This window comes from Vibrio glycogenivorans (assembly GCF_051660965.1).
Taxonomy (GTDB): Bacteria; Pseudomonadota; Gammaproteobacteria; order Enterobacterales; family Vibrionaceae; genus Vibrio.
This window is the reverse complement of record NZ_JBPVIS010000002.1, coordinates 616,819-643,410: the sequence shown is the minus strand read 5'-3', so window position 1 is coordinate 643,410 and position 26,592 is coordinate 616,819. Positions and strand designations below refer to the sequence as shown.

General features: G+C 48.2%; 19 protein-coding genes. 13 read left to right on the top strand and 6 right to left on the bottom strand.

Translation table 11 applies throughout. The features are described from left to right. Positions 1 to 176: 176 nt before the first annotated feature. Both pflB and ACSTTG_RS07495 read right to left on the bottom strand, forming a co-directional pair. Positions 177 to 2,453 carry a formate C-acetyltransferase gene (gene pflB, locus ACSTTG_RS07500; protein ID WP_438457861.1) on the bottom strand — a complete coding sequence of 759 codons (2,277 nt, stop codon included), beginning with the start codon at positions 2,451 to 2,453 and terminating at the stop codon, positions 177 to 179. Between the two features lie 281 nt (positions 2,454 to 2,734). Then, entirely contained in the window at positions 2,735 to 4,282 is a 1,548-nt protein-coding gene (locus ACSTTG_RS07495; protein ID WP_438457862.1) for a DUF3360 family protein, read from the bottom strand. Positions 4,283 to 4,766: 484 nt separating this feature from the next. On the opposite strand from ACSTTG_RS07495, the gene ACSTTG_RS07490 reads away from it, so the two are divergent. The 5 genes from ACSTTG_RS07490 to ACSTTG_RS07470 all read left to right on the top strand — a co-directional run bounded on the left by ACSTTG_RS07490 (position 4,767) and on the right by ACSTTG_RS07470 (position 9,738). Continuing rightward, positions 4,767 to 6,251, top strand: coding sequence for a hypothetical protein (locus tag ACSTTG_RS07490; protein ID WP_438474323.1), 1,485 nt, complete (start codon positions 4,767 to 4,769; stop codon positions 6,249 to 6,251). A 352-nt stretch (positions 6,252 to 6,603) separates the two neighbouring features. Continuing rightward, on the top strand, positions 6,604 to 7,374 hold the full coding sequence (locus ACSTTG_RS07485) for an ABC transporter ATP-binding protein (protein ID WP_438457864.1): 771 nt from the start codon (positions 6,604 to 6,606) through the stop codon (positions 7,372 to 7,374). Between the two features lie 89 nt (positions 7,375 to 7,463). Next, a complete protein-coding gene (locus ACSTTG_RS07480; protein ID WP_438457865.1) occupies positions 7,464 to 8,231 on the top strand; it encodes an ABC transporter substrate-binding protein in 768 nt (255 codons plus the stop codon). Between the two features lie 85 nt (positions 8,232 to 8,316). Beyond that, on the top strand, positions 8,317 to 9,057 hold the full coding sequence (locus ACSTTG_RS07475) for an ABC transporter permease (RefSeq protein ID WP_438457866.1): 741 nt from the start codon (positions 8,317 to 8,319) through the stop codon (positions 9,055 to 9,057). 3 nt (positions 9,058 to 9,060) lie between these two features. After that, positions 9,061 to 9,738, top strand: a complete 678-nt coding sequence (locus ACSTTG_RS07470; RefSeq protein ID WP_438457867.1) for an ABC transporter permease — start codon at positions 9,061 to 9,063, stop codon at positions 9,736 to 9,738. Positions 9,739 to 9,874: 136 nt separating this feature from the next. On the opposite strand, the gene xthA is transcribed toward ACSTTG_RS07470, so the two are convergent. Further along, entirely contained in the window at positions 9,875 to 10,681 is an 807-nt protein-coding gene (xthA, locus tag ACSTTG_RS07465) for an exodeoxyribonuclease III (protein ID WP_438474322.1), read from the bottom strand. A gap of 299 nt (positions 10,682 to 10,980) precedes the next feature. On the opposite strand from xthA, the gene ACSTTG_RS07460 reads away from it, so the two are divergent. From ACSTTG_RS07460 to fabV, 4 genes are all read left to right on the top strand, one after another. After that, positions 10,981 to 13,110 carry a methyl-accepting chemotaxis protein gene (locus tag ACSTTG_RS07460; RefSeq protein ID WP_438474321.1) on the top strand — a complete coding sequence of 710 codons (2,130 nt, stop codon included), beginning with the start codon at positions 10,981 to 10,983 and terminating at the stop codon, positions 13,108 to 13,110. Positions 13,111 to 13,578: 468 nt separating this feature from the next. Continuing rightward, complete coding sequence (psrA, locus tag ACSTTG_RS07455; RefSeq protein WP_438457870.1) at positions 13,579 to 14,244, top strand: TetR family transcriptional repressor PsrA; 666 nt, start codon at positions 13,579 to 13,581, stop codon at positions 14,242 to 14,244. Between the two features lie 23 nt (positions 14,245 to 14,267). Beyond that, entirely contained in the window at positions 14,268 to 16,574 is a 2,307-nt protein-coding gene (locus ACSTTG_RS07450) for an acyl-CoA dehydrogenase (protein ID WP_438474320.1), read from the top strand. A gap of 268 nt (positions 16,575 to 16,842) precedes the next feature. Beyond that, positions 16,843 to 18,045: an enoyl-ACP reductase FabV gene (gene fabV / locus ACSTTG_RS07445; protein ID WP_438474319.1), complete on the top strand. Its 1,203-nt coding sequence runs from the start codon at positions 16,843 to 16,845 to the stop codon at positions 18,043 to 18,045. A 169-nt stretch (positions 18,046 to 18,214) separates the two neighbouring features. Here the strand turns inward: fabV and ACSTTG_RS07440 are convergent, their stop codons facing one another. Beyond that, positions 18,215 to 18,868 carry a pseudouridine synthase gene (locus tag ACSTTG_RS07440; protein WP_438474318.1) on the bottom strand — a complete coding sequence of 218 codons (654 nt, stop codon included), beginning with the start codon at positions 18,866 to 18,868 and terminating at the stop codon, positions 18,215 to 18,217. Positions 18,869 to 19,195: 327 nt separating this feature from the next. On the opposite strand from ACSTTG_RS07440, the gene ACSTTG_RS07435 reads away from it, so the two are divergent. Beyond that, positions 19,196 to 21,418, top strand: coding sequence for an NADP-dependent isocitrate dehydrogenase (locus ACSTTG_RS07435; RefSeq protein ID WP_438474317.1), 2,223 nt, complete (start codon positions 19,196 to 19,198; stop codon positions 21,416 to 21,418). Positions 21,419 to 21,676: 258 nt separating this feature from the next. Here the strand turns inward: ACSTTG_RS07435 and cspD are convergent, their stop codons facing one another. After that, positions 21,677 to 21,901 (bottom strand): cold shock domain-containing protein CspD, encoded by a 225-nt coding sequence (gene cspD, locus ACSTTG_RS07430; RefSeq protein WP_438457875.1) that lies wholly within the window; start codon positions 21,899 to 21,901, stop codon positions 21,677 to 21,679. A 468-nt stretch (positions 21,902 to 22,369) separates the two neighbouring features. Between cspD and clpS the strand changes: the two genes are divergently transcribed. Both clpS and clpA read left to right on the top strand, forming a co-directional pair. Continuing rightward, entirely contained in the window at positions 22,370 to 22,690 is a 321-nt protein-coding gene (clpS, locus tag ACSTTG_RS07425; RefSeq protein WP_438457876.1) for an ATP-dependent Clp protease adapter ClpS, read from the top strand. 88 nt (positions 22,691 to 22,778) lie between these two features. Then, the gene (gene clpA / locus ACSTTG_RS07420) at positions 22,779 to 25,049 is read left to right on the top strand and encodes an ATP-dependent Clp protease ATP-binding subunit ClpA (RefSeq protein WP_438457877.1); all 2,271 of its coding nucleotides are present in this window, start codon (positions 22,779 to 22,781) and stop codon (positions 25,047 to 25,049) included. A 96-nt stretch (positions 25,050 to 25,145) separates the two neighbouring features. Here clpA and ACSTTG_RS07415 read toward each other — a convergent pair whose 3' ends face one another. Then, a complete protein-coding gene (locus ACSTTG_RS07415) occupies positions 25,146 to 25,994 on the bottom strand; it encodes an NAD-dependent epimerase/dehydratase family protein (RefSeq protein WP_438474316.1) in 849 nt (282 codons plus the stop codon). Positions 25,995 to 26,360: 366 nt separating this feature from the next. On the opposite strand from ACSTTG_RS07415, the gene torE reads away from it, so the two are divergent. Beyond that, positions 26,361 to 26,537: a trimethylamine N-oxide reductase system protein TorE gene (gene torE / locus ACSTTG_RS07410; protein WP_438457879.1), complete on the top strand. Its 177-nt coding sequence runs from the start codon at positions 26,361 to 26,363 to the stop codon at positions 26,535 to 26,537. Positions 26,538 to 26,592 lie beyond the last annotated feature (55 nt).

Sequence of the window (26,592 nt, the reverse complement as noted above, 5' to 3'; positions counted from 1 at the left end):
GTACGTTAGTCGACACCTTCATATAAAGGAGAGGGCTACTAAATGGGGGGCCGGAGGGTGTCACGATCACCTCTCGCTTCTCACAGCGAAGCGATCTCGACTCTCGCCTCTTGCCGATAGGGAATAAAAAAACCCCGCAGAAGCGGGGTTTTAATCATTCAATCAGTGAGGTCTAATTATAGAGACTCAGTGAAAGTACGTGCGATTACGTCAGCTTGCTGCTCTGGAGTCAGAGAGTTGAAGCGTACAGCGTAACCAGATACACGGATTGTTAGCTGAGGGTAGTTCTCAGGGTGCTTAACTGCGTCTAGTAGCGTGTCGCGGTTAAGAACGTTCACGTTTAGGTGTTGACCACCTTCGATGCCAGCTTCGTGGTGGAAGTAACCATCCATTAGGCCTGCAAGGTTAGAACGTTGTGCGTCGTGATCTTTACCTAGTGCGTTTGGAACGATAGAGAAGGTGTACGAGATACCATCTTTAGCGTCAGCAAACGGTAGTTTACCTACAGAAGTAAGAGAAGCTACAGCACCTTTCTCATCGCGACCGTGCATTGGGTTAGCACCTGGAGCGAATGGAGCACCTGCTTTACGACCGTCTGGCGTAGTACCCGTCTTCTTACCGTATACCACGTTTGAAGTGATAGTTAGGATAGACTGAGTTGGTACTGCGTTGCGGTAAGTCTTAAGCTTACGGATTTTCTCCATAAAGATAGTAACCATTTCACACGCCATGTCATCAACACGTGCGTCGTTGTTACCAAATTTAGGGTAGTCGCCAGAGATGTCGAAGTCGATTGCGATGCCGTCTTCGTCACGGATTGGCTTAACTGTGCCGTATTTGATTGCAGATAGAGAGTCAGCTGCAACAGATAGACCTGCGATACCACATGCCATAGTACGACGTACGTCACGATCGTGAAGAGCCATAAGCGCTGCTTCGTAGCTGTACTTGTCGTGTGAGTAGTGGATAGCGTTTAGTGCAGTCACGTACTGCTTAGCTAGCCAGTCCATGAAGCTGTCTAGGCCAGCCCAAACTTTGTCGAAGTCTAGAACTTCGTCAAGCATTGGCTCAGTCTTAGGACCAACTTGCAGTTTTAGCTTCTCATCTACACCGCCGTTGATAACGTAAAGTAGAGTCTTAGCTAGGTTTGCACGAGCGCCGAAGAACTGCATGTGCTTACCGATAACCATTGGCGATACACAACAAGCGATAGCGTAGTCATCGTTGTCGAAGTCTGGACGCATTAGGTCGTCGTTTTCGTACTGGATAGAAGAAGTATCGATAGATACTTTAGCACAGAAACGCTTGAAGCCTTCAGGTAGCTGCTCAGACCATAGAACAGTGATGTTCGGCTCTGGAGAAGGACCCATAGTGTATAGCGTGTTTAGGAAACGGAAGTTAGTACGTGTAACTAGCGTACGACCGTCAACACCCATACCACCCATAGATTCTGTTGCCCAGATTGGGTCGCCAGAGAATAGCTCATCGTACTCAGGAGTACGCAGGAAGCGAACCATACGTAGCTTCATTACGAAGTGGTCGATCATTTCCTGAGCTTGTTCTTCAGTGATGATGCCAGCTGCGATATCACGCTCAACGTAAACGTCAAGGAACGTAGAAGTACGACCTAGAGACATTGCCGCGCCGTTCTGAGACTTAACAGCCGCTAGGTAGCCGAAGTAAGTCCACTGGATAGCTTCTTGTGCAGTTGTTGCAGGACCAGAGATATCAAAGCCGTAAGAAGCAGCCATCTCTTTCATTTGACCTAGTGCGCGGTGTTGCTCTTGAAGCTCTTCACGCAGCTGCATAGTCATCTGTAGATCGTCGCCAGCTTCTAGTTTCTCTTGAGTAGAGTGGAACTGAGCAACTTTGTCCTTCATTAGGAAGTCGATACCGTATAGAGCTACACGGCGGTAGTCACCGATGATACGACCACGGCCGTAAGCATCTGGAAGACCAGTTAGAACACCTGATTTACGACATTTAAGGATGTCTGGAGAGTAAACATCGAAAACACCTTGGTTGTGTGTTTTGCGGTACTCTGAGTAAATCTTAGAAACTTGTGGGTCAAGAGTACGACCGTAAGCTTTACAAGAACCTTCGATCATACGTACGCCGCCGTTAGGCATGATTGCACGCTTAAGCGGAGCTTCAGTTTGTAGACCTACGATAGTTTCAAGATCTTTGTTGATGTAACCAGCATCGTGAGATGTGATGGTAGAGATTACAGAAGTATCGAAATCAACAGGAGCGTGAGTGCTGTTTTCCTGCTTGATACCTTCCATTACTTTAGCCCAAAGCGTGTTAGTCGCTTCAGTACCTTCAGATACTAGGAAAGACTCATCGCCTTCGTACGGAGTGTAGTTCTTCTGAATGAAGTCACGTACGTTTACTTCGTTTTGCCAATCACCTTCAGCAAAACCTTCCCAAGCTTTAGCAAATTGCTCAGCCATGACATACCTACCTTTTTAGTAGAAAAAACACGTACAGATGACACCAACTTTGGTGCCTCAGTACACTCTAAGTAACAATATTGATAGACACACCAACAAAATTGCATCCATGAATATTGCCACTGACCATAGTGTGGAGATTTACGAGATTTAATTCAAGGGGAAAACAAAAAAAAATTTGAAACCTTAAACTAAATCAATAAATCGTAAATTTAATTGAGATTGTTAAAATTTCTTTACAAAGGGGTGACCAAGACCACCCCTTAGTGTTGTTGACTAAATTATAGCCAAGCTTTCAGGCCGTATTGGCCTTCTAGCATGCCCACTGCCAACATCGCTACCAAGCAGATAACGAATACGCCAACAGGGATGAAGATCTTGTCCATCTTTGATAGTTTCGCTGCGCGCTCTTTGTCACCAATTAGACCGTTATTATCTAGGAACATGGTCAGAGCCCATGCCAAAACAGGGTTGGTCACGATAGCGGCAAAGATACAGATACCCGCGGCTTGCGAGTCTTTGGTCTCTTTCACCATCTGCATACCCGCTTCAAGAAGCGGCAATGATACGCCTACAAGCAGCGCCACACGCATCACTGGTGGCCATACCGCGACATCCATTGGGAAACCAAGGATAGCAACGATGATACATAGTGAGCCAAGCAAGATCGCGCCCGCCGGGATAGGGCGCTTGGCGATTGCTGCTGGGATCATGTAAGTACCCCAAGAAGAGGTAATGTTACCACCACCAACGGCAGTACCAACCATCTGACGGAATGAACACATGGTCATAGTGTCATCAACGTCCATGAGAACTTTCTCAGTTCTGCGCGGGTAGTTCAGCTCTTGGAAGATACGGTGGCCAAGGAAGTCAGGTGACCACATCGCTACCGCTAGGATTGCAAACGGTAGTGAGGCAATGAAGTGCTCAACGTTTGGTAGACCCAGCATCCAACCTTGCTCGGTGCTGCCCCACCAGTAAACAGGGTTAAGGTTAGGAATGCCCATTTCCGTTTCGAATTTGATGTCAAAGCCAGCGCCCAGAGCAAGTGCAATTGCCAGACCTAGGAAAGCACACACTGGGATAGCCAACCAACGCTTGTTCACTTTCGCCAGGTAAGCGTATACGCCAATCGTGATGCCCAATACGATCAGGCCAACATAGCCCATGCTACCCGCTTCAACTGTTGAAGATTGCAGGCCAACCGCCCAGTCTTGGATAGAGCCGATCTGGCTGATGGTACCTGTCAGACCTAGGAATATCAGCAAGCCACCTGCCGTACCTTGGGAGGTGAGGTTGACCAGCTTGGAGCCACCTTTAAAGTAACTCAGCAGCAGACCAAAAATACCAAGCAGGATTGCCAGAGCCAGTGGGTGTGCACCCGCTAGCGCAATCGCACCGATAAGTGGGATCATCGGGCCGTGGTTACCGGCTAGGTTTGCTCTTGGGTTGAAAAAGCCAGAAGCCATAATACAGAAAAGCAACGCTGGGATAAGCATCTCAACGCGCGCCACTTCAATAGCGAAGTCTTTACCTAATTCTACGTGATCCCAAGCGGCAGTTAAGCCCTCAGCCCAAGACATCATTACCGCAGAATACATTGCAATAATGCCGATAGTACCAGCGAGTGCAGGTACAAGATCTTCAAGTTCGAAACGGAAATCGCGACCTGGAAGGTTAAGACCGAAGCGACGTGGCTTCATGATCTGCAGTTCGTGGTCTAGATAGTCTGAGCGGGAAGCGAACTCTGATGCGGGACGATGCAGCTCACTGTAGCTTTTAGTCTCAATATCTTCAGCTGAATGAGCCTTATTCATTGCGTCTGACATAGATTCCTCATGATGTTAGAAATGTTAATTATTGTTCTTAGAACAATCCGCAATCCTTGCGGTGAATGATTTTTAAAAAGCCTAGCACACATTTTTAGTGCCTATAGTTGGGACCGTTGCCAGACCGTCACCAACCAAACCAAATCGTGCCAACAATTTGGAGTGTGCCTTGGGCGGCGGGGAGTTTATCGTGCTTAACCGATCAGTAAGTTGATTTAGATCACTTTATAAAATTAATGTGAGTTTTATTCATAAATTACACATTTTTGACTAAATAACTGTTAATTATTGAAAAAATGGACTGTATGAACAAAAAGCCCAATAAGCTGTTGCACTTACAGGGCGCGACTGTCGCTAAAGTAGTCAGTTGGAAATGTTTGCTTACATAAGTGGCATGAAGTGTGCTTGTTTAAGGTTATAGTAGCAACACAGTCAGAATTCCGGCACTCGCTTGCCGTCTCTAACAAATTTTGAGGAAATGATAATGAAAAAGGCAGTGGTATTGCCGTTGGTAGCGGCAATCGCGGGGACACTTGTTGGTTGTGGTGGGAGCAGTAGTAGCGGCAATAATAGTACACCGAAGAACCAGTTTACTTTTGTGCTTGCTAAGCCAGCAGAGATCGATCACACAACTAATACTAGCTGTACGCGTTACGGTATCTACAGTATTGGTGACGAGATGCTTGCCCTAACTTACTCATCGGTTGGGTCAAATTTAGATGGCTTGGTTTATGCTTTTTATAGTGATAAATATGGCAAGCAAATCGGTGATCACGTTGTGGCTAAGTCTGGTTCGCTGACTATCAACTTTGATGATATTCCGGCTAATGGTTTTGTGACTATTCAGGAAAATAATAATCGCGATATCAATGCCATATCTTATTCAAGAGTAGCGCTGGAAGGTGAGGTAGGTTTAAGAAATACCTATATATCAACTACGATCCCGACAACGGGTACTAGTTGCCTTACAGGTAATAACGATACCGAGCGAGAAGAACGCAACAAGCAATACAAAAATGCTGACGATTTGGGTAATGAGCCAGCAATGCCAAATTATTACTTCCAATCACAACTTGATGAAGTTACAGCGACCAACCCTAGCATCAGCTCTACAAACCCTTTGTTGCAGGTTACTGGAGAACAGACCGTCGTAACTCAGTATCGTGATGCAGAAAGAACACAGTTATTCCAATACGGCTTTGGTGACTGGCGTGATAGTCAGCTTGTTTATGCTGGTGAGCGCTCAGATATCACTTATGATCAGTCATTCCTTGAATTTGAAAACATTAGCCTAGCCGCAATTTATAAGGGCTTTTCTTACGACCTAGCTTCAATTTCTACCCAGCAAGCTGAATATTTTCACCCTTCAGAGAGTAATGGTGAAACCTGGACTTTCAGTGTGGCCAGTAACACTGTAAACCTCCATAACAATTGGAACGCGATTTACCGCAATTTTATCAATACAAATAATTGGCTCGTGAATGTAGATGAGACAAATGTTTTTGATACAACCGGTGTCTATGACAACAAACCTTCTGTGGTTGATGGTGAAATCGACCTATCAGACAGCATTGATTTATCTAAAACGACAGGTTACATGCGGGTTACCTATGAGCAGGGAGCGAGTACAGGTGCAGGTATCAACTATGCGGTCAACCACACTATATACGACCAGATAACTCCAACAATTAAAGTACCAGAACTTGACTTTAGTAATGTGCCACAAGGTATCCATGGTGAGCTTGTAGTGTCAAATAACTCGCACTTCCACCAGTCTTATCTTGCAGTTTCATCTAGCGATGATGTTACGTTAGAGGAATTTATGGCTCACTTCAGTTACCAACAGTTTGAACCAGTGGTCACAATTGATTCGGACAGACTTGGTATAGTGCGCCCACTGACTGAGCGTCGAAATTTGGAGAACAACCTCGCTCAAACTGAAAGCTTGTTATTACAGCGAAAAAATTAATCCGAAGTAATAAAACGTTATAGGTTCACCGAAAACCCTACTAATCAAAGTAGGGTTTTTTGTTCTTTAGCCAAATTCTTGGGTATTTATTTTTATCATTGCTTGTTACGACAATGTGAATTTTGAGCTTTGTATTGACCCTTGAGTAAATATTCAAAAATCGGCATACTTCCCCGTATTCACAATTTATTACAGACTAATTATTCGCAACCGCTGCTTTTTACGACGCTTTTAGCTGAAAAAGTAATCGTTTGCAGTTAAGGCTATGTTGCATTCGAATTGGCGCGATGCTAGTTTGATACGCAGGATTTCTCTTGACGAGAATAATTGTTAAAACAGGGAGTTTAAGCGCATGAATGATGTCGCCGCGCTAGATATCAAGGATCTACATAAAACCTTTGGCCAAAATGAAGTATTAAAAGGGATTTCCCTCGAGGCACACAAAGGTGATGTGATCTCTATCATCGGCTCCTCTGGTTCTGGTAAAAGTACCTTCCTTCGTTGTATCAACTTATTAGAAACACCTACCGCTGGTGAGATCTGGGTCAATGGTGAATTGATCGAGATGAAAAACAACCGCGCCGGTGAGTCGCTACCTGCCAACGAAAAACAAGTTCAACGTATCCGCTCGCGTCTAGCGATGGTATTTCAAAGCTTCAATCTTTGGTCGCACATGACGGTGCTGCAGAATGTGATCGAAGCACCTGTGCATGTCTTGGGTGTTCCAAAAGCACAAGCGATTGAGAATGCAGAGCTATTGCTCAAAAAAGTTGGCTTATGGGAGCGCAAAGACTACTACCCAGGCCACTTGTCAGGCGGTCAGCAACAGCGCGCAGCGATTGCACGTGCCTTGGCGGTTGACCCTGAGGTGATGTTGTTCGATGAGCCGACCTCGGCCCTTGACCCGGAACTAGTGGGCGAGGTGCTTGGCGTAATGCGTGATCTCGCTGAAGAAGGGCGCACCATGCTGGTTGTGACCCACGAAATGGCGTTCGCGCGTGATGTATCCAACCATGTCATGTTTTTACACCAAGGTAAGGTAGAAGAGCAGGGCAATCCAGCCAAGCTATTTACTGATCCAGAATCAGAACGACTAAAGCAGTTTATTTCATCTATTTATTAACGACACGTGGGTAGCCGTTCAGGCTTTGTCTGAGCGAATTAAACCAAAAAAGAGCAACCCACAACATAGACAATCACAGGAGTAAGGAAATGAAGAAGTGGTTATTGGCCGCGACTATCGCAGCAACAGCAGTATCTGGCGTCGCTCAAGCTAAGGAGTGGAAGACGATCCGTTTTGGTATCGAGGGTGCGTATCCTCCATTTAGCTGGACGGAAAACGATGGCTCGCTAAAAGGCTTTGATGTGGATATGGCTAACGCTTTGTGTGAAGAGCTAAAAGCGGAATGTGTGCTTGTACCACAAGATTGGGATGGCATCATTCCTTCACTGCTAGCACGTAAATACGACGCGATCATTGCGGCGATGTCTATCACTGAAGAGCGTAAGAAGCGTGTTGATTTCACTGAAAAATACGCACTGATCCCGAACAAATTTATCGCTAAGAAAGGCGCTGACCTAGATTTTGATAACCTATCGGGCGTACGTATTGGTGTTCAGCGTGCAACCACGCACGATAAGTACCTAACGGATAACTACAAAAACGTTAACATCGTTCGTTACGGCTCATTTGATGAAGCGTACCTAGACCTAGAAAATGGTCGTATTGCCGCAGTACTTGGCGATGCATCAGCACTAGAAGAGGGCATGCTCAATACGGACGGCGGCGATGCGTATGAGTTCGTTGGTCCATCATTGACTGATCCACAATGGTTCGGTGAAGGCTTTGGTATCGCGGTTCGTAAGCAAGACAAGCAGCTTACAGAAGCTCTATCAGGTGCTATCAAGTCTTTGCGTGAGCAAGGCGTATATCAAGAAATCGCTGCGAAATACTTTAACTACGACGTTTACGGCGAATAATCTCCAAAAAGGTTGGCTTGCCAAGCGAGCCAACCTTCCTTTCTCCCTGCCAAGGTAGTTTGAATGGTCAGGATAGGAATCCTTTATGATCGACTTACAAGGATATGAAGCCTCAATTTTCAAAGGGGCCATACTCACGATAGAAGTGGCACTTCTATCACTTTTGCTTGCCGTTATTCTTGGCATGCTGGGCGCGTTGGCGAAACTGTCGTCTTATCGCTTACCGCGCGCTATCGCCACACTTTACACAACCATTATTCGCGGCATCCCCGATCTGGTTTTGATGATGCTGATCTTCTTTGGTGGTCAAATCTTATTGAACAATACCCTTTATGGCACCAATGAGTGGTTGAATGAATTTTTTAGTGCGCGTAATCCAGACCACAGCTGGGTCTCTTACGTGCCCGATTATATTGATGTCAGTCCATTTATTGCTGGCATACTCACGATTGGATTTATCTTTGGTGCCTATATGGCAGAGACCTTTCGTGGCGCCATCATGGCGGTAGATAAGGGGCAAATGGAAGCCGCCAAGGCTTATGGCATGAGCTCGATAAAAGCCTTTCAACGTATACTGCTGCCACAGATGGTCCGCCATGCGCTGCCTGGGTTTGGCAACAATTGGCTAGTATTGCTTAAGACCACCGCACTGGTCTCGATCATTGGTCTTGATGATATGGTGCGCATCAGCGCCTTGGCTGCTGGCTCTACGCGCATGCCGTTTACCTTCTACATGGCGGTGGCGCTGATCTTCCTGCTCTTTACCTCCATATCGACAGGTTTGCTCAAGTTGGTTGAGCGCAAGTTTAGTATTCACGCGAGGTAAATCATGGATTTTTCGTTAGTTATTGAGAGCTTTCCAATTTACCTTGACGGTCTATGGACGACGTTCTGGTTAGTCGGGGTGTCGCTTGTTATCGGTTTGGGTGTCGCTATCCCGCTCGCGATTGCGCGTAATAGCCGTATGCCTTTGTTGTGGCTGCCAAGCTGGGCATACATCTATTTCTTTCGCGGCACGCCGCTGCTGGTCCAGCTTTATCTGATTTATTACGGCATGGATCAGTTTTTCCCTGTTCAGGATACGCTGTGGCAGCACGCTTGGTTTTGTGCCTTAGTGGCGTTTGTGCTCAACACCTCGGCTTACACGGCCGAGATCATTCGCGGTGCGATTAATGGCTTACCTAAGGGCGAAGTTGAAGCGGCAAAAGCTTATGGGATGAGCACTCTGATGACCTATCGTCGCATTATCTTGCCAAGTGCACTGCGCCGCGCCTTACCCGCCTACAGTAATGAGGTGATCTTTATGCTGCATGGCTCTGCGGTGGCTGGGATCATCACGATTATGGATCTGACCGGGGCTGCACGCTTGGTCAACTCGCGCTATTACGCGCCCTTTGAGTCTTTCCTAACCGCTGGTCTGTTCTATATGGGACTGACGTTTATCATCTTGTGGTGTTTCAAGCAGGCAGAGAAGCGTTTCTTAGCATACCTAAGACCACTGAGTTGAGGACTTATAAAACAAAGCGCGCCAACGGCGCGCTTTGTTTTTTATCAGGCCTAGTCACTGCGACTGCAAGGTGCGCTTTAATCGGGTAGGTAATGAAGGCTGAGTGGCTCTTGACGCCTAGCCTTTATAGTAGGCGCTATTTAAACGTGGACCAGATTGGAGCGTGGTCTGACGGTTTTTCGATTCCGCGCAGTTCATAATCAATATCGGACTCAACGCAGTTGCCTGCCAGTGATGGCGTGGCTAGAATCACGTCGATGCGCAGGCCGCGATTATCAACAAAGCCTTTGGAGCGGTAATCAAACCATGAGAAGCGGTCAGTCACATCCGGATGCTGAGTACGGAATGTATCCACCAGTCCCCAATCTAGCAGAGTCTGTAGCCATTGACGCTCTTCTGGTTGGAACGAGCACTTACCGGTTTTCAGCCAGCGCTTGCGGTTTGGTTCGCCAATGCCGATGTCAGCATCGAGGGGGCTGATGTTAATATCACCCATCACCACCAGTTTTTCATCGGCTGAGTGGTGCTGGTTGAGGTAAGTCATCAGATCTTGATAGAACGCGCGTTTGTACGGGAACTTGGTCTCGTGAGCAATATTATCCCCTTGTGGGAAGTAGCCGTTCAGTACCGTGACCTGATCGCCGTTTTCATCCTCGACAGTACACATGATCATGCGTTTTTGATGATCGTCAGTATCGGTTGGAAAGCCTTTTTGCACGTTAACTGGGGTGTTTTTGCACAGCATCGCGACGCCATAGTGGGCTTTTTGTCCATGGAAATAGACCTTATAACCCATTGCCTCGACGTCTTCGACAGGGAAGGCCTCATCGTGAACCTTGATCTCTTGCAGACCGATCACGTCAGGTTGGTGCTTTTCAATCAGAGCTTGAAGTTGATGCAGGCGTGCACGCAGGCCATTGATGTTGAAGCTGACTATTTTCATTTATTTATCCATCTATTGTTTTGATTCAAGACCGTGTTTCGGCTAAGTACGCCGGGTACCACTTGCGGTGGGGTGCTTAGGTAGAACATAGGCTTGTTAAGCAAGATTTTAGCACGATAGACAACATTTTTAGCCTTAATTACTGATAAATAAGCCAAATTGTTGTTGGAATATTGAACGAATGTGAGGTATTTTGAATACCTCGACGAAAGTCGCATAAGAAATTGAAAAAATGTGTTAACTCGTATGTTGCGTTAGCCCATTGATATAGGGATGTTTGCTTAAATTAAGGATGTGTTATGCGAACGATGGGAAAAAAGCTTTCCATACAGTGGAAAATCACCCTGCTAGTGGGGTGTTGCCTGGTTACGACTTCTTTGTTGCTTGTGGGGCTGTCGCTCTACTATGCACTGCAAAATCAATCAGTGGTTCAGCACCACTCAACCCAGTCGGTACAAGAAAAGTCCCAACAGTTATTGCTTTCTCAAGCCCAGCTTGCTGCGCAGGAGCTTAACCAGTATCTAGCCACAGAGCAGCTTCGAGCGGAAATGATCGCCAATTCTGTCGTTCTCAGCAAAGCCAACAGCGAAGAGAGTTTTGGCTCGAGTTACGATTTACGTACGACCGTCGATGGCATCGTACGCGAAACAGCGGCAGGTTATGCCAATATTCACGGCGCATTCTTGGTTTTTGCACCGAATCAGCTCGATTCGGAAGACGCAAACTACGTTGACGCGGATTATGTTGGCTCAAATGACAGCGGTCGCTTTGCTTCATTTTGGCGTTTTGGTGCACAAGGCGATGAGCTCAACCATCAGGTAATCAGTGAATCTGAGCTCAAACTAGGCAGTTTTTCTCGGCTTATGAGTTGCGCAGATACGGCAAACTCCGTCTGTTTTTCCGAGCCAGAACTGCAACAGATTAAAGGATCTCAGCGCCTTTCATTAACCATGGCAGTACCAGTGACCAATGGCACACAGGTCCTTGGTATGTTCGGTATCGTGGTTGACCTGAGTACCCTAAGTAGCATTGTCGCCGCCGCCGACAAGCAGATTTATCAAGGGGCGGGGACGGTTACGATAGTCGATCATATTGGGCGCGTCCTTGCCAGTGATGATCGCAATGCCGCGCTGTTGCTGGGATACGAAAGTGAGGGTTATCGTAGCGATGATTTGCGCCACGCGATCAGCCAAAACTCCAGTCTTATCCACTGGAGTGCTAGCGGCGACTTGTTGACGCTGTATCTGCCTGAGCGTATTGGCGCACAAAGCTGGACAACGATTCTAGAGATCTCGCGTGATGCGGTTTTTGCTGATGCACAATCGCTGGATATGATCATCGATCAGCAGGTTAACTCATCCATTTCGACTCAAATTGGGGTTGCAGTGGTCGTCGTCGTGGTTGCTCTTATCGTGATCTTTATAATGGCGCATAGTATTGCCAGCCCAATCGAGTCAGTGGCCAATCGCCTCAAGCAGATCTCTTCTGGAGAGGGAGACCTGACTCAGCGTATCTCAGTGCAATCAAATGATGAGTTGGGCGCTTTGGCAACAGGTTTTAATACCTTCCTTTCGCGCCTACAAGGCACTGTCTCTGAGCTAATCAACACGACAAATGGTATTGCGACGACCTCAGAGCAAGCAAAAACGAGTGCGATTGAAATCCGTCAAAACAGCACCGCCCAGTTTAAAGAAGTCGACATGGTCGCGACAGCGTGTGAGGAGATGACCATGACCTCGGCGATGGTGGTGCAAAATGCTGAGTCGGCGGTGGTTGCTGCTGAGCAAGCCAGCGTGTCTGCGTTGGCCGGGCGCGAAGTGGTCCAGTCGACTGAGCTACAAATGAGCGATTTGGTGGAGAACATGAGTGCGACTGTCCCCGTTGTCACAGCACTGGCAGACAACAATAGCCACATTATTGATGTCTTAGCCGTGATTGAGGGCATTTCGGAACAAACCAACTTGCTGGCGTTAAACGCAGCCATTGAGGCAGCACGAGCGGGTGAGCAGGGGCGTGGCTTTGCCGTGGTCGCTGACGAGGTGCGCAGCCTAGCAACGCGCACTCAAGACTCCATCGATGAAATTCGCCAAGTGATCACTAAAGTCCAATCTGGCACGCAAGACGTGGTGCAAGCGATTGAGCGCGGCAACACACTTGCCAAGCAAACCGCAAGTGAAGTGCAGCAAGCGGTAGAAGAGCTAGTCCAAATCAGTGACTCTGTCGTGGCGATCAACGAGATGAACACTCAAATCGTCAAGGCAGCCCAAGAACAACAACAGGTATCCGGCAGCGTTAACCTCAGCGTTGCGGCCATCCGTGAGCTCAGTGAAGGACTACTCAACCAAGCAAAAGACTCAGAGGCCATAGGACAAAACATCGACACCCTATCCCAACAACAACAATCCATCACAAGACAGTTTAGGGTTTAATAACAACGAGAATATGCGGAGCAACCATAGTAGCGTTTGGCTTGTTAGTCCCGCTAACAGCTGAACGCCTCGCTCCCCGTAGCGAAGCGTCCTCGCCCCTCGCCATCTTTTTGCCAAAGGCAAAAAAAAACACCCAGATCAATCCGACCTGGGTAGATACAATTAAACAGGAGTTAATAAGAAAAAGCAGCTTCTACCAGGAGACAGAGGCTATGTCGTTTGTGACCCGTCACCATGACGACCAGTGAGACTGGATACCTCTTGCTCGGTATATCTTTATGACTGGTCTTATCCGAAAGAGTTCCCTTCTAGTACCGTTTTTTCCCACTTTTTTCATCATTCAATATTTTTTTCCTGTCCATTCCGTAACTTAGCGCTGATATTTGTTTGAATGTGGAGTTGGTGTGGTGTTGCGTGCTTGTTAATTTTGTGTTGTCGGCGTATATTTCAAACAGGTGTTTAATACGAGTGATTGAAATGGTCGAAAAGGTCACTACCAAAGGAAAGATTCTTGATGTCGCAGAGGCACTGTTTGCCGAACGTGGCTTCAATGGCACCTCTCTGCGCACCATTACCAGCGAGGCGGGCGTCAACCTGGCGTCCGTTAACTACCATTTTGGCGACAAGAAAACCCTGATCCGCGCGGTACTGGATCGTTACCTTGAGATGTTTATGCCAGCAGTGGAGGACGCGCTGATCACCCTCAACCTCAGCTCTGATTACCAGATGGCAGATGTGTTTGAGACCTTACGGGGGCCGCTACATGCGCTCGATGAAGTGCGCCCCAATGGGAGTATCCGTTTTATGTCTCTGATTGGGCGCGGGTATAGCGACGTTCAAGGGCATCTGCGCTGGTTTATCACCACGCGCTATCAAAAAACATTGTCGCTATTTACCCACTCGGTGACACGCGCCAATCCAAACTTGACCCCGGATGTCCTGTTTTGGCGCTTGCATTTCACCTTAGGTACCTGTGTTTTTACCATGGCATCCAGTCAGGCTTTAAGTGAAATTGCGTATAACGATTATGGGCAACAGGCCGATGCCAAGTCTGTCGTTGACCAACTGATTCCGTTCCTTGCTGCTGGCATGTCAGCGGACCTTTACCCTCAACATAATAATAAAGTCGATTAGTCATTGAACAAAAGGAATACATCATGAGCTCTCTAAGAAAAAAATGGGTCAGTGATCCAGCCTTCAAACTGTTTAAGCAAGTGTTGCCGCCTCTGTCTGATACGGAAAAGGAAGCCATGGAAGCGGGTAGTGTATGGTGGGATGGTGAACTGTTCTCAGGTGCGCCGAATTTTGCCCAGTTACATCAATATCCAGCTCCCGCCCTGACGGCTGAAGAGCAAGCGTTTATTGACAATCAACTTGAGACCTTGCTGGGGATGCTCGATGACTTCCAAATTGTCAAACATGACCGCGACCTTCCCCCAGAGGTATGGCAATACTTGCGAGATGAGCGGTTCTTCTCGTTGATTATTGCCAAAGAGTACGGCGGACGTGACTTCTCAGCGCTCGCCAACTCGACCATAGTCAGTCGTTTGGCAACCCGTAGCATTAGTGCTGCGGTGACTGTGATGGTGCCTAACTCACTTGGGCCAGGCGAACTTTTATCCCACTATGGCACGCAAGCACAAAAAGACTACTGGCTGCCAAGGCTTGCTGATGGAACAGAGATTCCATGTTTTGCCTTAACGGGGCCTGAAGCTGGTTCAGATGCTGGTGGTATTCCCGATTCCGGCGTGGTGTGTATGGGCGAATACGACGGTAAGGAAGTATTGGGCCTGCGCCTCAACTGGAATAAACGCTACATCACGCTTGCGCCCGTTGCGACTGTGTTGGGTTTGGCATTCAAAATGTACGACCCGGATGGCCTTTTAGGCGACCAAAAAGAGCTTGGGATCACCTGCGCGTTGATCCCTGCGAATCATCAGGGTGTAGAGATTGGTGAGCGTCACGATCCATTAGGTCTGGCCTTTATGAATGGCCCGACTCGAGGGAAAGATGTCTTTATTCCAATGGATTGGCTCATCGGGGGACAGGAGTATGCCGGTAAAGGCTGGCGTATGCTGGTGGAGTGCCTCTCGGCAGGACGAGGAATTTCCCTTCCTGCATTGGGCGCCGCTATTGGTCACCTCACCGCTCGAACTACCGGGGCTTATGCTTATGTGCGTAAGCAGTTTGGTATGTCGATTGGTAAGTTTGAGGGTGTAGGCGAAGCGCTGGGACGAATAGGTGGTCTGACTTATCTGCTCGAGGCCTCAAGAACCCTGACCACCACCGCGCTCGATAGCGGTGAGAAGCCAGGCATTATCACCGCGATTGCCAAATATCATATGACAGAGATGGCACGCACAATACTCAATGACTCGATGGATATTCATTCAGGTAGGGCGATTCAGGATGGTCCGATGAACTACCTTGCCTCTCACTATCTCGGTATCCCGGTTGCGATTACGGTTGAGGGCGCCAACATACTGACGCGTAATTTAATGATATTCGGTCAAGGCGCCACGCGGTGCCACCCTTATGTCCTCAAAGAGATGGAAGCGGCCGCGCTGAGCGATACCGCCGAGGGCGCTAAGCAGTTTGACTCGCTGTTGTTCAAACATATTCGCCATGCTTGTCGAAATACCTTTGGCGCGTTTGGCGGCGCATTAACCGGGTCGCGCTTTATCAAAGCGGAGCGCACTGGACCAACGAAACGTTACTATCAAGAGATGACTAGGCTCAGCCGAGCGCTCGCGGTGAGCGCCGATTTTGCCATGCTCACCCTTGGTGGCGATCTAAAACGTAAAGAGATGATCTCAGCGCGCTTGGGTGATGTGTTGAGCTATCTGTATTTAGGCTCAGCAGCCCTGAAAAAATTTGAAGATGAAGGGCGCCAGCAGCAAGACCTAAACTTTGTTCACTATGCGCTGCAACATTGCTTGTATCATGCCGCCAAAGCGCTCAAAGAGGCATTTGATAACTATCCAGTTACCGGAGTTGGCCAAGTACTTAAGGTTGTTATTTTCCCTTTAGGCAACCGCTTCAACAAACCAAGTGATGACTTGACCCTGGATCTTGCCAAAAGCTTAATGACCCCTGGAGCACAGCGTGAGCGATTAACGCAATTGTGTTATATCGGTGCGAGTGACGAAGACAGTGTGGGTATTATGGAGCGTGCCTTCATTGCTATGTACGAGGTCAAAGGGCTGGAGCGTAAGTTGTTTAGCGCGGTCAAAGAGGGCAAAGTCGCCAAGAAAGGGCCTTTGAACGACCGATTGCAACAGGCACTCGAGCAAGGGGTGTTAACCGAGCAGGAGGTTGAGCAAGTCCTTGCGGCCGACACGCTTCGTCAGAGAGCTATCCAGGTCGATCATTTCAGCCACGATATGAGCGAGGTACGCACCCAATCTAGCAGTGGGGATGTCTCAGGTGGAAAAGCCAGCTCTGATCTCAATAGTGCTGCTTAACTTCGGGGAACATGAGGGTAAGTGCAGCTAACTGACAGCTAACTCTATGTTTTTAAAATGGTCATATCAAGTTAACCTTGATTGACCATTTTTTATTCCTATTAGACTCAAAAAGCGTGATATTGAGCCAACTTGAGTGGTCGGTCGATACAAACTTGGTAGTTAAAGTCATCCAACCACTGACAAAAAACAGCGAAAAAGCGATAAACTAGATGAGATTTTACGGCGAACCTTTTATTCTACTGCCAAATGATAAAGGAAGTTGAATATGATCATCAAACCTAGAATTCGTGGATTTATCTGTACAACAACGCACCCAGTCGGCTGTGAAGCGAACGTCAAAGAACAAATTGCTTACACTCAGGCTCAGGGTAAGATTGCTAACGCGCCTAAGCGTGTTTTGGTTATCGGCTCTTCAAGTGGTTATGGCCTATCTTCTCGTATCGCTGCGGCTTTTGGTGGCGATGCATCAACCATTGGTGTGTTCTTCGAAAAAGAAGGCACCGAGCGCAAGCCAGGCACCGCAGGTTTTTACAATGCGGCAGCGTTTGACAAGCTAGCCAACGAGGCCGGTCTGTACGCTAAAAGCCTAAACGGTGATGCGTTCTCGAATGAAGCCAAGCAGAAAACCATTGATCTGATCAAACAAGATCTGGGTCAGATTGATATGGTGGTGTACTCGCTAGCCTCTCCTGTGCGCAAGCTACCAGAGACGGGTGAACTTATCCGCTCTGCGCTTAAGCCGATTGGTGAAACGTACACGGCAACTGCGGTCGATACCAACAAAGATACCATTATCGAAGCGAGCGTTGAGCCTGCAACAGAGCAAGAGATTGCCGATACTGTGACGGTAATGGGCGGTCAAGACTGGGAGTTGTGGATCAATGCACTGGCAGATGCAGGTGTGCTGGCTGAAGGTTGTAAGACCGTCGCTTACAGCTACATCGGCACTGAGCTAACTTGGCCTATCTACTGGGATGGCGCACTGGGTCAGGCGAAAATGGACCTTGACCGCGCGGCGACTGAGTTGACAAACAAGCTTTCTGCAACCGGCGGCAGCGCCAATGTTGCGGTACTTAAATCAGTGGTGACTCAGGCGAGTTCAGCAATCCCTGTTATGCCATTGTACATCGCGATGGTGTTCAAGAAGATGCGTGAAGAAGGCGTGCACGAAGGCTGTATGGAGCAGATCTACCGCATGTTTAGCCAGCGTCTATACAAAGACGATGGTTCAGCGCCAGAGGTCGATGACAAGAATCGCCTTCGCCTAGATGACTGGGAGCTGCGCGAAGACATCCAACAGCACTGTCGTGATCTATGGCCACAAGTCACCACAGAAAACCTCGCTGAACTCACCGACTACGTCCAATACAAGGAAGAGTTCTTAAAACTGTTCGGCTTTGGTGTCGAAGGTGTTGATTACGAGGCGGATGTCAACCCGTTGGTTGAGACGGACTTTATCGCTATTTAATTTTCTCTTCGAGAAGAGGCGAGAGGCGAGATCGGGCTTTGCCCTGCGAGTACGCTCCGCTCGAGGTGGAGTGAGACTTTACAGCAGAGACTAAGGTTGGAAAATTTTCTCGCCTCTCGCCTCTCGCCTCTCGCCTCTCGCCTCTCGCCTCTCGCCTCTCGCCTCTGATTCAAAGAGTGATTTCTCGCCATTCCCCCGGCTGCAAGTCGCCGAGCTTAATGTCTCCCATCGAGGCGCGGATCAGGCGCAGGGTGGGGAAGCCGATGTTGGCGGTCATGCGGCGTACTTGGCGGTTGCGTCCTTCGATTATGCTGATCTCTAGCCATGTGGTGGGAATATTAGCGCGAAAACGTACTGGCGGATTTCTTGGCCAAACATTTGGCTCTGACATCACACGCACTTCTGCTGGCAGGGTCATGCCATCCTTAAGCTCGACGCCTTTGCGCAGCTTATCTAGATCTTCTTCACTTGGCGCGCCATCGACTTGCACCCAATAGGTTTTCTTCGATTTTGATTTCGGTTGAGTGAGTCTTGCCTGCAAAATGCCATCATTGGTGAGCACCAGCAAGCCCTCACTATCGCGATCAAGGCGCCCGGCGGCGTAGACATCTTTGACTGGGATATAGTCGGCCAGGGTTTTACGTCCCTCGCCATCGGTAAACTGGCTGAGAGTGTCAAACGGCTTATTAAAGATAACCACCTTACGTTCTGCCGCACTGATTGCCCTTACCGTTTGGCTGGTTTTACGTTGATGACGTTTAAAACGCGGGTTGTTGCGATTGTTTGAAGGGCGACGAGAAGGACGGCTCTCTCTGGTGGGCATGTTAACTACCTTGCAAAAATGTAACGGAATTGTATGCGGAATTTCTACCTTGGGCAAAAGTGCGGTATGATTTGCACGCCCAAAATCAGCATTCGAGCTCAAGATGATAGACTATTTCATCAAATTTGTTTAATTATGTAGTCTCGAATTTACAACAACAGCGATGCAGAGTACTTAATCAAGGGTTTAAGTATCAGACAAGAAGGTCATTTGCATCAGCGACAACGAAAAATTGAGCAGCAAGTGTGTGGATAATATGAGTCTTGTTGCTTCAACCATCTCGCTGTCAAGATCCACTGACAGTGGCAAAAATTATAGGGAAATTTCATGTCTTCAGAAAAGCCTACAATTATATACACCATCACAGATGAAGCTCCAGCATTGGCGACTTACTCACTGCTGCCAATCATCCAATCGTTCACCGCTTCATCGGGTATTAATGTAGAAACACGTGACATCTCTTTGGCTGGTCGTATCTTGGCCAATTTTCCACAGCATTTGACTGAAGAGCAACGTATTGGTGACGCATTGGCAGAGCTGGGTGAGTTGGCAAAGACACCTGAGGCTAACATCATCAAGCTGCCTAATATCTCCGCTTCTATTCCCCAGCTACAAGCCGCAATCAAAGAGTTGCAACAAAAAGGCTACGCCTTGCCGGATTATCCAGCAGAGCCTGCGACGTATGAAGAGGAAGCCATCAAGGCGAGTTACGATAAAATCAAGGGCAGTGCAGTAAACCCAGTACTGCGCGAGGGTAACTCGGATCGCCGCGCGCCACTGTCGGTTAAAAATTACGCGAAAAAGAATCCGCACTCGATGGGGGCATGGTCTGCCGATTCTAAATCGCACGTGGCCAGCATGAGCGATAATGACTTTTTTGGCAGTGAGAAATCACTGACTGTGCCAAGTGCCACTGACGTTTCAATTGAGTTCTTGGCGAAATCGGGTGAGAAAAAGACGCTTAAGCCTGCCTTTGCCTTGCAGGACAAAGAAGTTATTGATTGCTCGGTAATGAATAAAAATGCATTGGTGAGCTTTTTTGAACAGCAGATCGAAGAGGCTAAGCAGCAAGACGTATTACTATCGCTGCACATGAAAGCGACCATGATGAAGGTGTCTGATCCGGTGATCTTCGGTCATGCAGTGAAAGCCTATTACAAGTCAGTGTTTGAGCAGTTTGGTGATGTGTTTGAGCAGCTTGGTGTTGACGTCAACAATGGTATTGGAGATGTGTACGCCAAAATAACCGCGTTGCCACAAGAGCAGCAGCAAGCAATCACTCAAGCGATTGAGGCCGTGTACGAGACACAACCACCACTGGCAATGGTAGACTCAGATCGTGGCATCACCAACCTCCATGTACCGAGCGATATCATCGTCGATGCATCGATGCCAGCCATGCTTCGCGCTTCTGGCCAGATGTGGGGCCCAGATGGCAAGCAAAAAGACACCAAGGCGATGATCCCAGATCGCAGCTACGCGGGCATCTATCAGGCTGTGATTGATTTTTGTAAGCAGTACGGTGCGTTTGATCCAACCACCATGGGTAGCGTGCCAAACGTGGGCCTAATGGCGCAAAAAGCTGAAGAATATGGTTCGCACGACAAGACGTTTGTCATCGAAGCGGACGGTGAAGTTCAAGTGACCGCGGCGAATGGCGAGGTTCTTCTTTCACAGGCGGTTGAAGCGGGTGATATCTTCCGTATGTGTCAGGTTAAAGATGCGCCGATCCAAGATTGGGTCAAACTAGCGGTAACACGTGCGCGAGCAACCGGTGTACCAGCGGTATTCTGGCTCGATCAAACACGTGCCCACGATGCGCAATTGATCAAGAAAGTCGAGGCTTACTTGCCAAATCACGACACGGATGGATTGGATATTCGTATCCTAGCGCCTGTTGAGGCGTGCCAGTTCTCGCTCGAGCGAATCAAAGAGGGGCTGGACACCATCTCAGTGACGGGCAACGTGCTACGTGACTACTTAACCGACTTGTTCCCAATCTTGGAGCTTGGCACGTCGGCAAAAATGCTCTCAATCGTTCCACTGATGAACGGTGGCGGTCTGTTTGAGACGGGTGCAGGTGGCTCTGCGCCAAAACACGTGCAGCAGGTGCTCAAAGAGAACCACCTTCGTTGGGACTCGTTGGGTGAGTTCCTTGCGCTGGCAGCTTCTTTGGAACATCTTTCGACCGTGACAGGCAATGCCAAGGCTCAAGTGTTGGCGGATGCGCTTGATGCGGCAACAGGGGAGTTCTTGGACAACAATAAATCACCTTCTCGTAAAGTGGGTGAGCTTGACAACCGAGGCAGTCACTACTTCTTGGCTCGTTACTGGGCTGAGGCGCTTGCCAACCAACAAGTTGATGCTGCTCTAGCGAGCGAGTTTGCCCCGATAGCCAAGGCACTTGCCGACAGCGAACAAGCCATCGTGGCTGAGCTTAATGATGCGCAAGGTGTCGCTGGAGAGATTGGTGGTTACTACGCGCCGAGTGACGCTTTAGCGTCAAATCTGATGCGCCCAAGCACCACGCTGAATGCCATCATTGGCTAACACTGATATTTGGCCTTCAGTTGGCTGAAAAAGGTGAAGAGATTTGCAAGAGGGGCGTTTTAGCCGATACGTCTGCTATTTGTTCCTCACTGCGACGTGTAATGCGTTCCGCGGCTCTGAATTAAAAGACCCTGCTTGTTGGCAGGGTCTTTTTGATCTGAGTACTGTTTAAAGTGACACGCATCCTCAGGTATACAGTCTCGCTTTTCTAGGTGTAGGCTTTCTCGGTGAGCGCTTTTTGGTGAACATACGTGCACGTTATTTCGCTGCTTGCGACAATTCCACGGGTGTGACCGAACTCGCGTGCGACCCTTTTGGCCCTTTCTCGACTTCGTAAGACACCGTTTGCCCAGCTTTGAGCGTGCGATATCCATCCATCTGAATAGTTGAGTAGTGAGCAAAAATATCGCCTTCACCAGATTCTGGACAAATGAAGCCAAATCCTTTGGCGTTATTGAACCACTTTACTGTACCTGTTGCCATGCTTTACGTCCCTCATGCATTTTGACTGATGTTGTTACATTAAATTTATTTAGCTGCTGCTAAAATGTTGCTTACATTTGTCCAATCTAGACCAAGAAATAGCCAAGTCAATATCTAGTCGCTATAAATGATTACTAATTTCCGAATGTCATCATTTTTGAGATTTCCATGGTCAAAAAGGGGCAAAAATCCGCATAAATCGCTAGTATCAACTTTAGAAAAGTTCTCTCATTATGAATGAGTTACTCAGTAACTCACTGCAGGAACTCTGTTCACAATGGCGTGTTTTTCACCACTCGCTTCGCCAAAGCAAAAAACAGTCGCGTTTTTATTTGCAGCGTCACTTAGGCTGGATTAGTCTTAAATTGATGCCGCTGGGAATGACTGAGCTAACAAAATTGTCGATGAGTTTTAGGCGCTAAGGTGTTAGACTCAAAGCTAGTGGCCAATAACAATGTAACTAGGAACATGAGCGGAAAATTTGATTGGGTTTCACCGGATTTTGACCTTCTAGAGCGAGAAGAGACGAAGGTTAAACCACCGGCAATGTACAATGTGATTTTGAACAATGACGACTACACTCCGATGGACTTCGTCATCGAAATCTTGACGCGTTTTTTCTCAATGGACGAGGATAAAGCGACCCAAACAATGCTGCAAGTCCACTACCAAGGCAAAGCCATATGTGGCACGTTCACATCTGAAGTTGCTGAAACCAAAGTTGCTCAAGTGACGATGTATGCCAGAGAGAATGAGCATCCTCTGCTGTGCACTATGGAGCGAGCCTAACGTATACAACAAGTACTTCTTTAGGCAAGTTTCACAGCAATCCTTTGGCTGAGTTTTTGTTCGGATACGTTCCGTAATGGGGGTACTTATGCTTAATAAAGAACTAGAGTCGAGTCTAAATGGCGCATTTGGTCGTGCGCGAGACAAGCGACATGAATTCATGACCGTAGAGCACCTCCTGCTGGCGTTGTTAGACAACAATGCGGCGCGAGAGGCACTGACGGCATGTCAAGCCGACATTGAGGCCCTGCGCCAAGAGCTTGATATCTTCATTGACCAAACCACACCTTTAATCCCTGAAAATGACGATTCTCGTGAGACTCAACCTACTTTGAGCTTTCAGCGCGTTTTACAGCGTGCCGTTTTCCATGTCCAATCCTCCGGTCGTAATGAGGTTTCAGGCGCTAACGTGCTAGTGGCCATTTTCAGTGAACAAGAGTCACAAGCTGCTTACCTATTGAAAAAGAATGATGTCAGTCGTCTTGATATCGTCAACTACATCTCACATGGCATCTCTAAAGACACCGGCGGTGCGAGCAATGATCAAAGCTCTGGCCATGTTGGCGGTGAGCCGGTCGAAGAAGCAAACTCAGAGGACCGTCTCGAGAACTTTGCCACCAACCTTAACCAAGTGGCGCGCAACGGTAACATCGACCCGCTGATTGGTCGTGATAAGGAGCTGGAGCGTACGATTCAGGTCTTATGCCGCCGCCGTAAGAACAACCCGTTATTGGTTGGTGAAGCTGGGGTGGGTAAAACCGCGATCGCAGAAGGGCTTGCATGGCGCATTGTCGAGGGGCAAGTGCCTGAGGTCATTCAGAACAGCGTGATCTATTCACTCGATATCGGCTCGCTTTTGGCCGGGACCAAATATCGCGGTGACTTTGAGAAACGCTTTAAGGCGATCCTTAAACAGCTTGAGAAAGAAGAAGATGCAATTTTGTTCATCGATGAGATCCACACCATTATTGGTGCGGGTGCCGCTTCGGGTGGTCAAGTCGATGCAGCGAACTTGATCAAGCCTCTTCTTAGCAGCGGTAAGCTGCGCTGCATAGGCTCAACGACCTATCAAGAGTACAGCAACATCTTTGAGAAAGAGCGTGCGTTGTCGCGTCGTTTCCAAAAAATCGATGTGGTTGAGCCGTCATTGGATGACACCACGAAGATCCTCATGGGGCTCAAGACCAAGTACGAGGCCCACCATGAAGTGCGCTATACCAACAAGGCATTGCGCGCCGCCGTTGAGCTCTCTGCTAAGTACATAAATGAGCGTCACTTGCCGGATAAAGCCATTGACGTCATTGATGAAGCCGGTGCACGCAGCCGCTTGGCACCTGCAAGTCGCCGTAAGAAAACGGTCAGTGTGGCAGATATCGAGTCGATGGTAGCAAAAATGGCGCGGATCCCTGAGAAATCTGTGTCGTCATCAGATAAAGATATCCTTCAATCGCTGGATAGAAAGATGAAGATGCTGGTGTTTGGCCAAGACCCTGCCATTGATGCATTGAGTGAGGCGATTAAGCTTTCTCGAGCAGGCCTCAGTGTCGACCATAAACCGGTTGGTTCTTTCTTGTTCGCCGGTCCCACCGGTGTGGGTAAAACCGAGGTTACGGTTCAGCTTGCTAAGATGCTAGGTATTGAACTGCTTCGCTTTGATATGTCTGAGTACGGCGAACGTCACTCGGTCAGCCGCTTGATCGGTGCGCCTCCAGGTTATGTTGGCTATGATCAGGGCGGCCTGTTAACCGACGCGGTTATCAAGCATCCGCATTCGGTGGTGTTGCTGGATGAGATAGAAAAAGCCCACCCAGACATCTTTAACCTACTGCTGCAGGTGATGGACAATGGTACCTTGACCGATAACAACGGTCGTAAAGCCGATTTCCGTAATGTTATCTTGGTGATGACCACCAACGCGGGCGTTCAGGAAACTGAGAAGAAATCGATCGGCCTGATCCAGCAGGATCACGCGCCTGATGCGATGTCGGAAATCAAGAAGGTGTTCACGCCAGAGTTCCGTAACCGTCTGGATAGTATCATCTGGTTCAACAGTCTGGACGAGCAGGTTATCCACCAAGTCGTCGACAAGTTTATTGTCGAGCTTCAAGTGCAGCTGGATGCACGCGGCGTATCCTTAGAAGTCGATGAAGAGGCGCGTCACTGGTTGGCGAACAAAGGCTACGACAAGGCGATGGGTGCACGACCGATGGGCCGTGTTATCCAAGAGCAACTGAAGAAGCCATTGGCGAATGAGTTGTTGTTTGGATGCCTGGTTGACGGTGGTACGGTGAAAGTGTCCTTTAAAGACGACGAGCTTGAATTTGCCTATATTGGCTCAAAGGAAGAGGCGTTACACTAAGTACTCTCCAGCAGTAAGTAATTAATAAAAAAGACCCGAAGTTTGTGCTTCGGGTCTTTTTTATGGCTATCAGTGCTTCAGGAATACCCGTTCTAGCTACTGTTTTAAGCTGTCCAACGCCTCGTAGACGTGTTGAAAATGAAAGCGGTAGCCATACTGGACCAGTTTGTCAGAGACGATCAATTTATCTGGGTGATGGTTGATGCTGGGTAACGTCAACGATGGCTGCGACGTTTGACTAAGCGTTCCTATCGCATGCTGATAAAACATCGCTTTACTGACGGTATTGGGTGTTGTGACGTTGAATATCTGTTGCTCGCCCGGAGTTAGAAGGAATTGGATAGCTCCAATGACATCGATTAAGTGCACCATGTTCGCGGGTGCACTATCACTCACGCTTTTCATATGACGCACAAAACGTGCTGGGTGGCGCTCGGGTCCAAATAGACCTGAGCAGCGCAGGACCGTAGCAGGCACGGCACATTCCAACACGCACTGCTCCGCCTCGAGTAGCTTACGAGACTTGTCACTCAGATCGCTATCGCCTAGCGCAACACTCTCTTCGGTCATCGCTTTATCCGCTGACGGGTACACTCCCGTGGTACTGATCATCACCAGCTTATTAACCCCAAGATGCTCAGCGATTTCGGTCAGTTGCTGCCATTTTTGTTGATAACTCGCTGACTGGATATCAGCTTGTGCAGCGCGAAAGCCTGGGGGGAAACAGCCAATGACTATTTCGGGAGAATACGGCTTTAGGCGCTCGATGATAGCAGGGGTTGAATCACTACCTAGACTGACCAATTCGGCACGAAGACCAAGGTTATTTAACGTCTTTACTCCTTCCGGCGTAGTCTTACTGATCACGACTGTGTGGCCAGATTTCTCCAGTTCACCAGCGAGTGGCACGCCCAGCCAACCACCACCGATCACGACGATTTTCATCTCTCTATCCCTAGCTTATTTTCGAGTGGTTAAATCATAACCTGAATAGGGGGAGGTAGGCACATGTTATCCACATTTTCTGTGGATAAAACTGATAGAGGCCCAGTTGATAGGGGGTAGCGACGAGTCAACCGCTTTTTCAAACTTGTTTTGATAGATCGGACAGGTGGATTTTAGAGGCGTAAAAGACAGCGTAACTGATGATGTGAAATGCGCGAACATTGAGGGTATTTCTTGTGCTAGATGTTGCTGCGCGAGCTTGGGTATCTTTGGGGGTATGGTCTACGCTTTTAACAACTAACTCAAAATTGTTCGCGCTCAGCGAAGATGAGTTTGTGTCTTAACCATAATCGATAGGCGTTTTGTATGAATGAAGTTAACAAAGCAGAAGCTGATGAGCAGCGCTCGTTGGAGTGGAAAGCCTTTCTAGTCATCTCAGTACTGTTATTCCCGGTTCTTAGCGTCGTACTAGTGGGTGGCTACGGCTTTATTGTGTGGATGCTGCAAGTGTTTGTGTTTGGTCCTCCAGGTACACACGGCTAACCATCCTTTTCTTATTCCCTGTGTCTTTCACAGGTAAAGTATTTCAGAGAAAAAG

Coding starts and splice junctions, on each gene's coding strand:
- pflB (WP_438457861.1), bottom strand. CDS start 2,453: ATGGCTGAGCAATTTGCTAAAGCTTGGGAAGGTTTTGCTGAAGGTGAT.
- ACSTTG_RS07495 (WP_438457862.1), bottom strand. CDS start 4,282: ATGTCAGACGCAATGAATAAGGCTCATTCAGCTGAAGATATTGAGACT.
- ACSTTG_RS07490 (WP_438474323.1), top strand. CDS start 4,767: ATGAAAAAGGCAGTGGTATTGCCGTTGGTAGCGGCAATCGCGGGGACA.
- ACSTTG_RS07485 (WP_438457864.1), top strand. CDS start 6,604: ATGAATGATGTCGCCGCGCTAGATATCAAGGATCTACATAAAACCTTT.
- ACSTTG_RS07480 (WP_438457865.1), top strand. CDS start 7,464: ATGAAGAAGTGGTTATTGGCCGCGACTATCGCAGCAACAGCAGTATCT.
- ACSTTG_RS07475 (WP_438457866.1), top strand. CDS start 8,317: ATGATCGACTTACAAGGATATGAAGCCTCAATTTTCAAAGGGGCCATA.
- ACSTTG_RS07470 (WP_438457867.1), top strand. CDS start 9,061: ATGGATTTTTCGTTAGTTATTGAGAGCTTTCCAATTTACCTTGACGGT.
- xthA (WP_438474322.1), bottom strand. CDS start 10,681: ATGAAAATAGTCAGCTTCAACATCAATGGCCTGCGTGCACGCCTGCAT.
- ACSTTG_RS07460 (WP_438474321.1), top strand. CDS start 10,981: ATGCGAACGATGGGAAAAAAGCTTTCCATACAGTGGAAAATCACCCTG.
- ACSTTG_RS07450 (WP_438474320.1), top strand. CDS start 14,268: ATGAGCTCTCTAAGAAAAAAATGGGTCAGTGATCCAGCCTTCAAACTG.
- fabV (WP_438474319.1), top strand. CDS start 16,843: ATGATCATCAAACCTAGAATTCGTGGATTTATCTGTACAACAACGCAC.
- ACSTTG_RS07440 (WP_438474318.1), bottom strand. CDS start 18,868: ATGCCCACCAGAGAGAGCCGTCCTTCTCGTCGCCCTTCAAACAATCGC.
- ACSTTG_RS07435 (WP_438474317.1), top strand. CDS start 19,196: ATGTCTTCAGAAAAGCCTACAATTATATACACCATCACAGATGAAGCT.
- cspD (WP_438457875.1), bottom strand. CDS start 21,901: ATGGCAACAGGTACAGTAAAGTGGTTCAATAACGCCAAAGGATTTGGC.
- clpS (WP_438457876.1), top strand. CDS start 22,370: ATGAGCGGAAAATTTGATTGGGTTTCACCGGATTTTGACCTTCTAGAG.
- clpA (WP_438457877.1), top strand. CDS start 22,779: ATGCTTAATAAAGAACTAGAGTCGAGTCTAAATGGCGCATTTGGTCGT.
- ACSTTG_RS07415 (WP_438474316.1), bottom strand. CDS start 25,994: ATGAAAATCGTCGTGATCGGTGGTGGTTGGCTGGGCGTGCCACTCGCT.
- torE (WP_438457879.1), top strand. CDS start 26,361: ATGAATGAAGTTAACAAAGCAGAAGCTGATGAGCAGCGCTCGTTGGAG.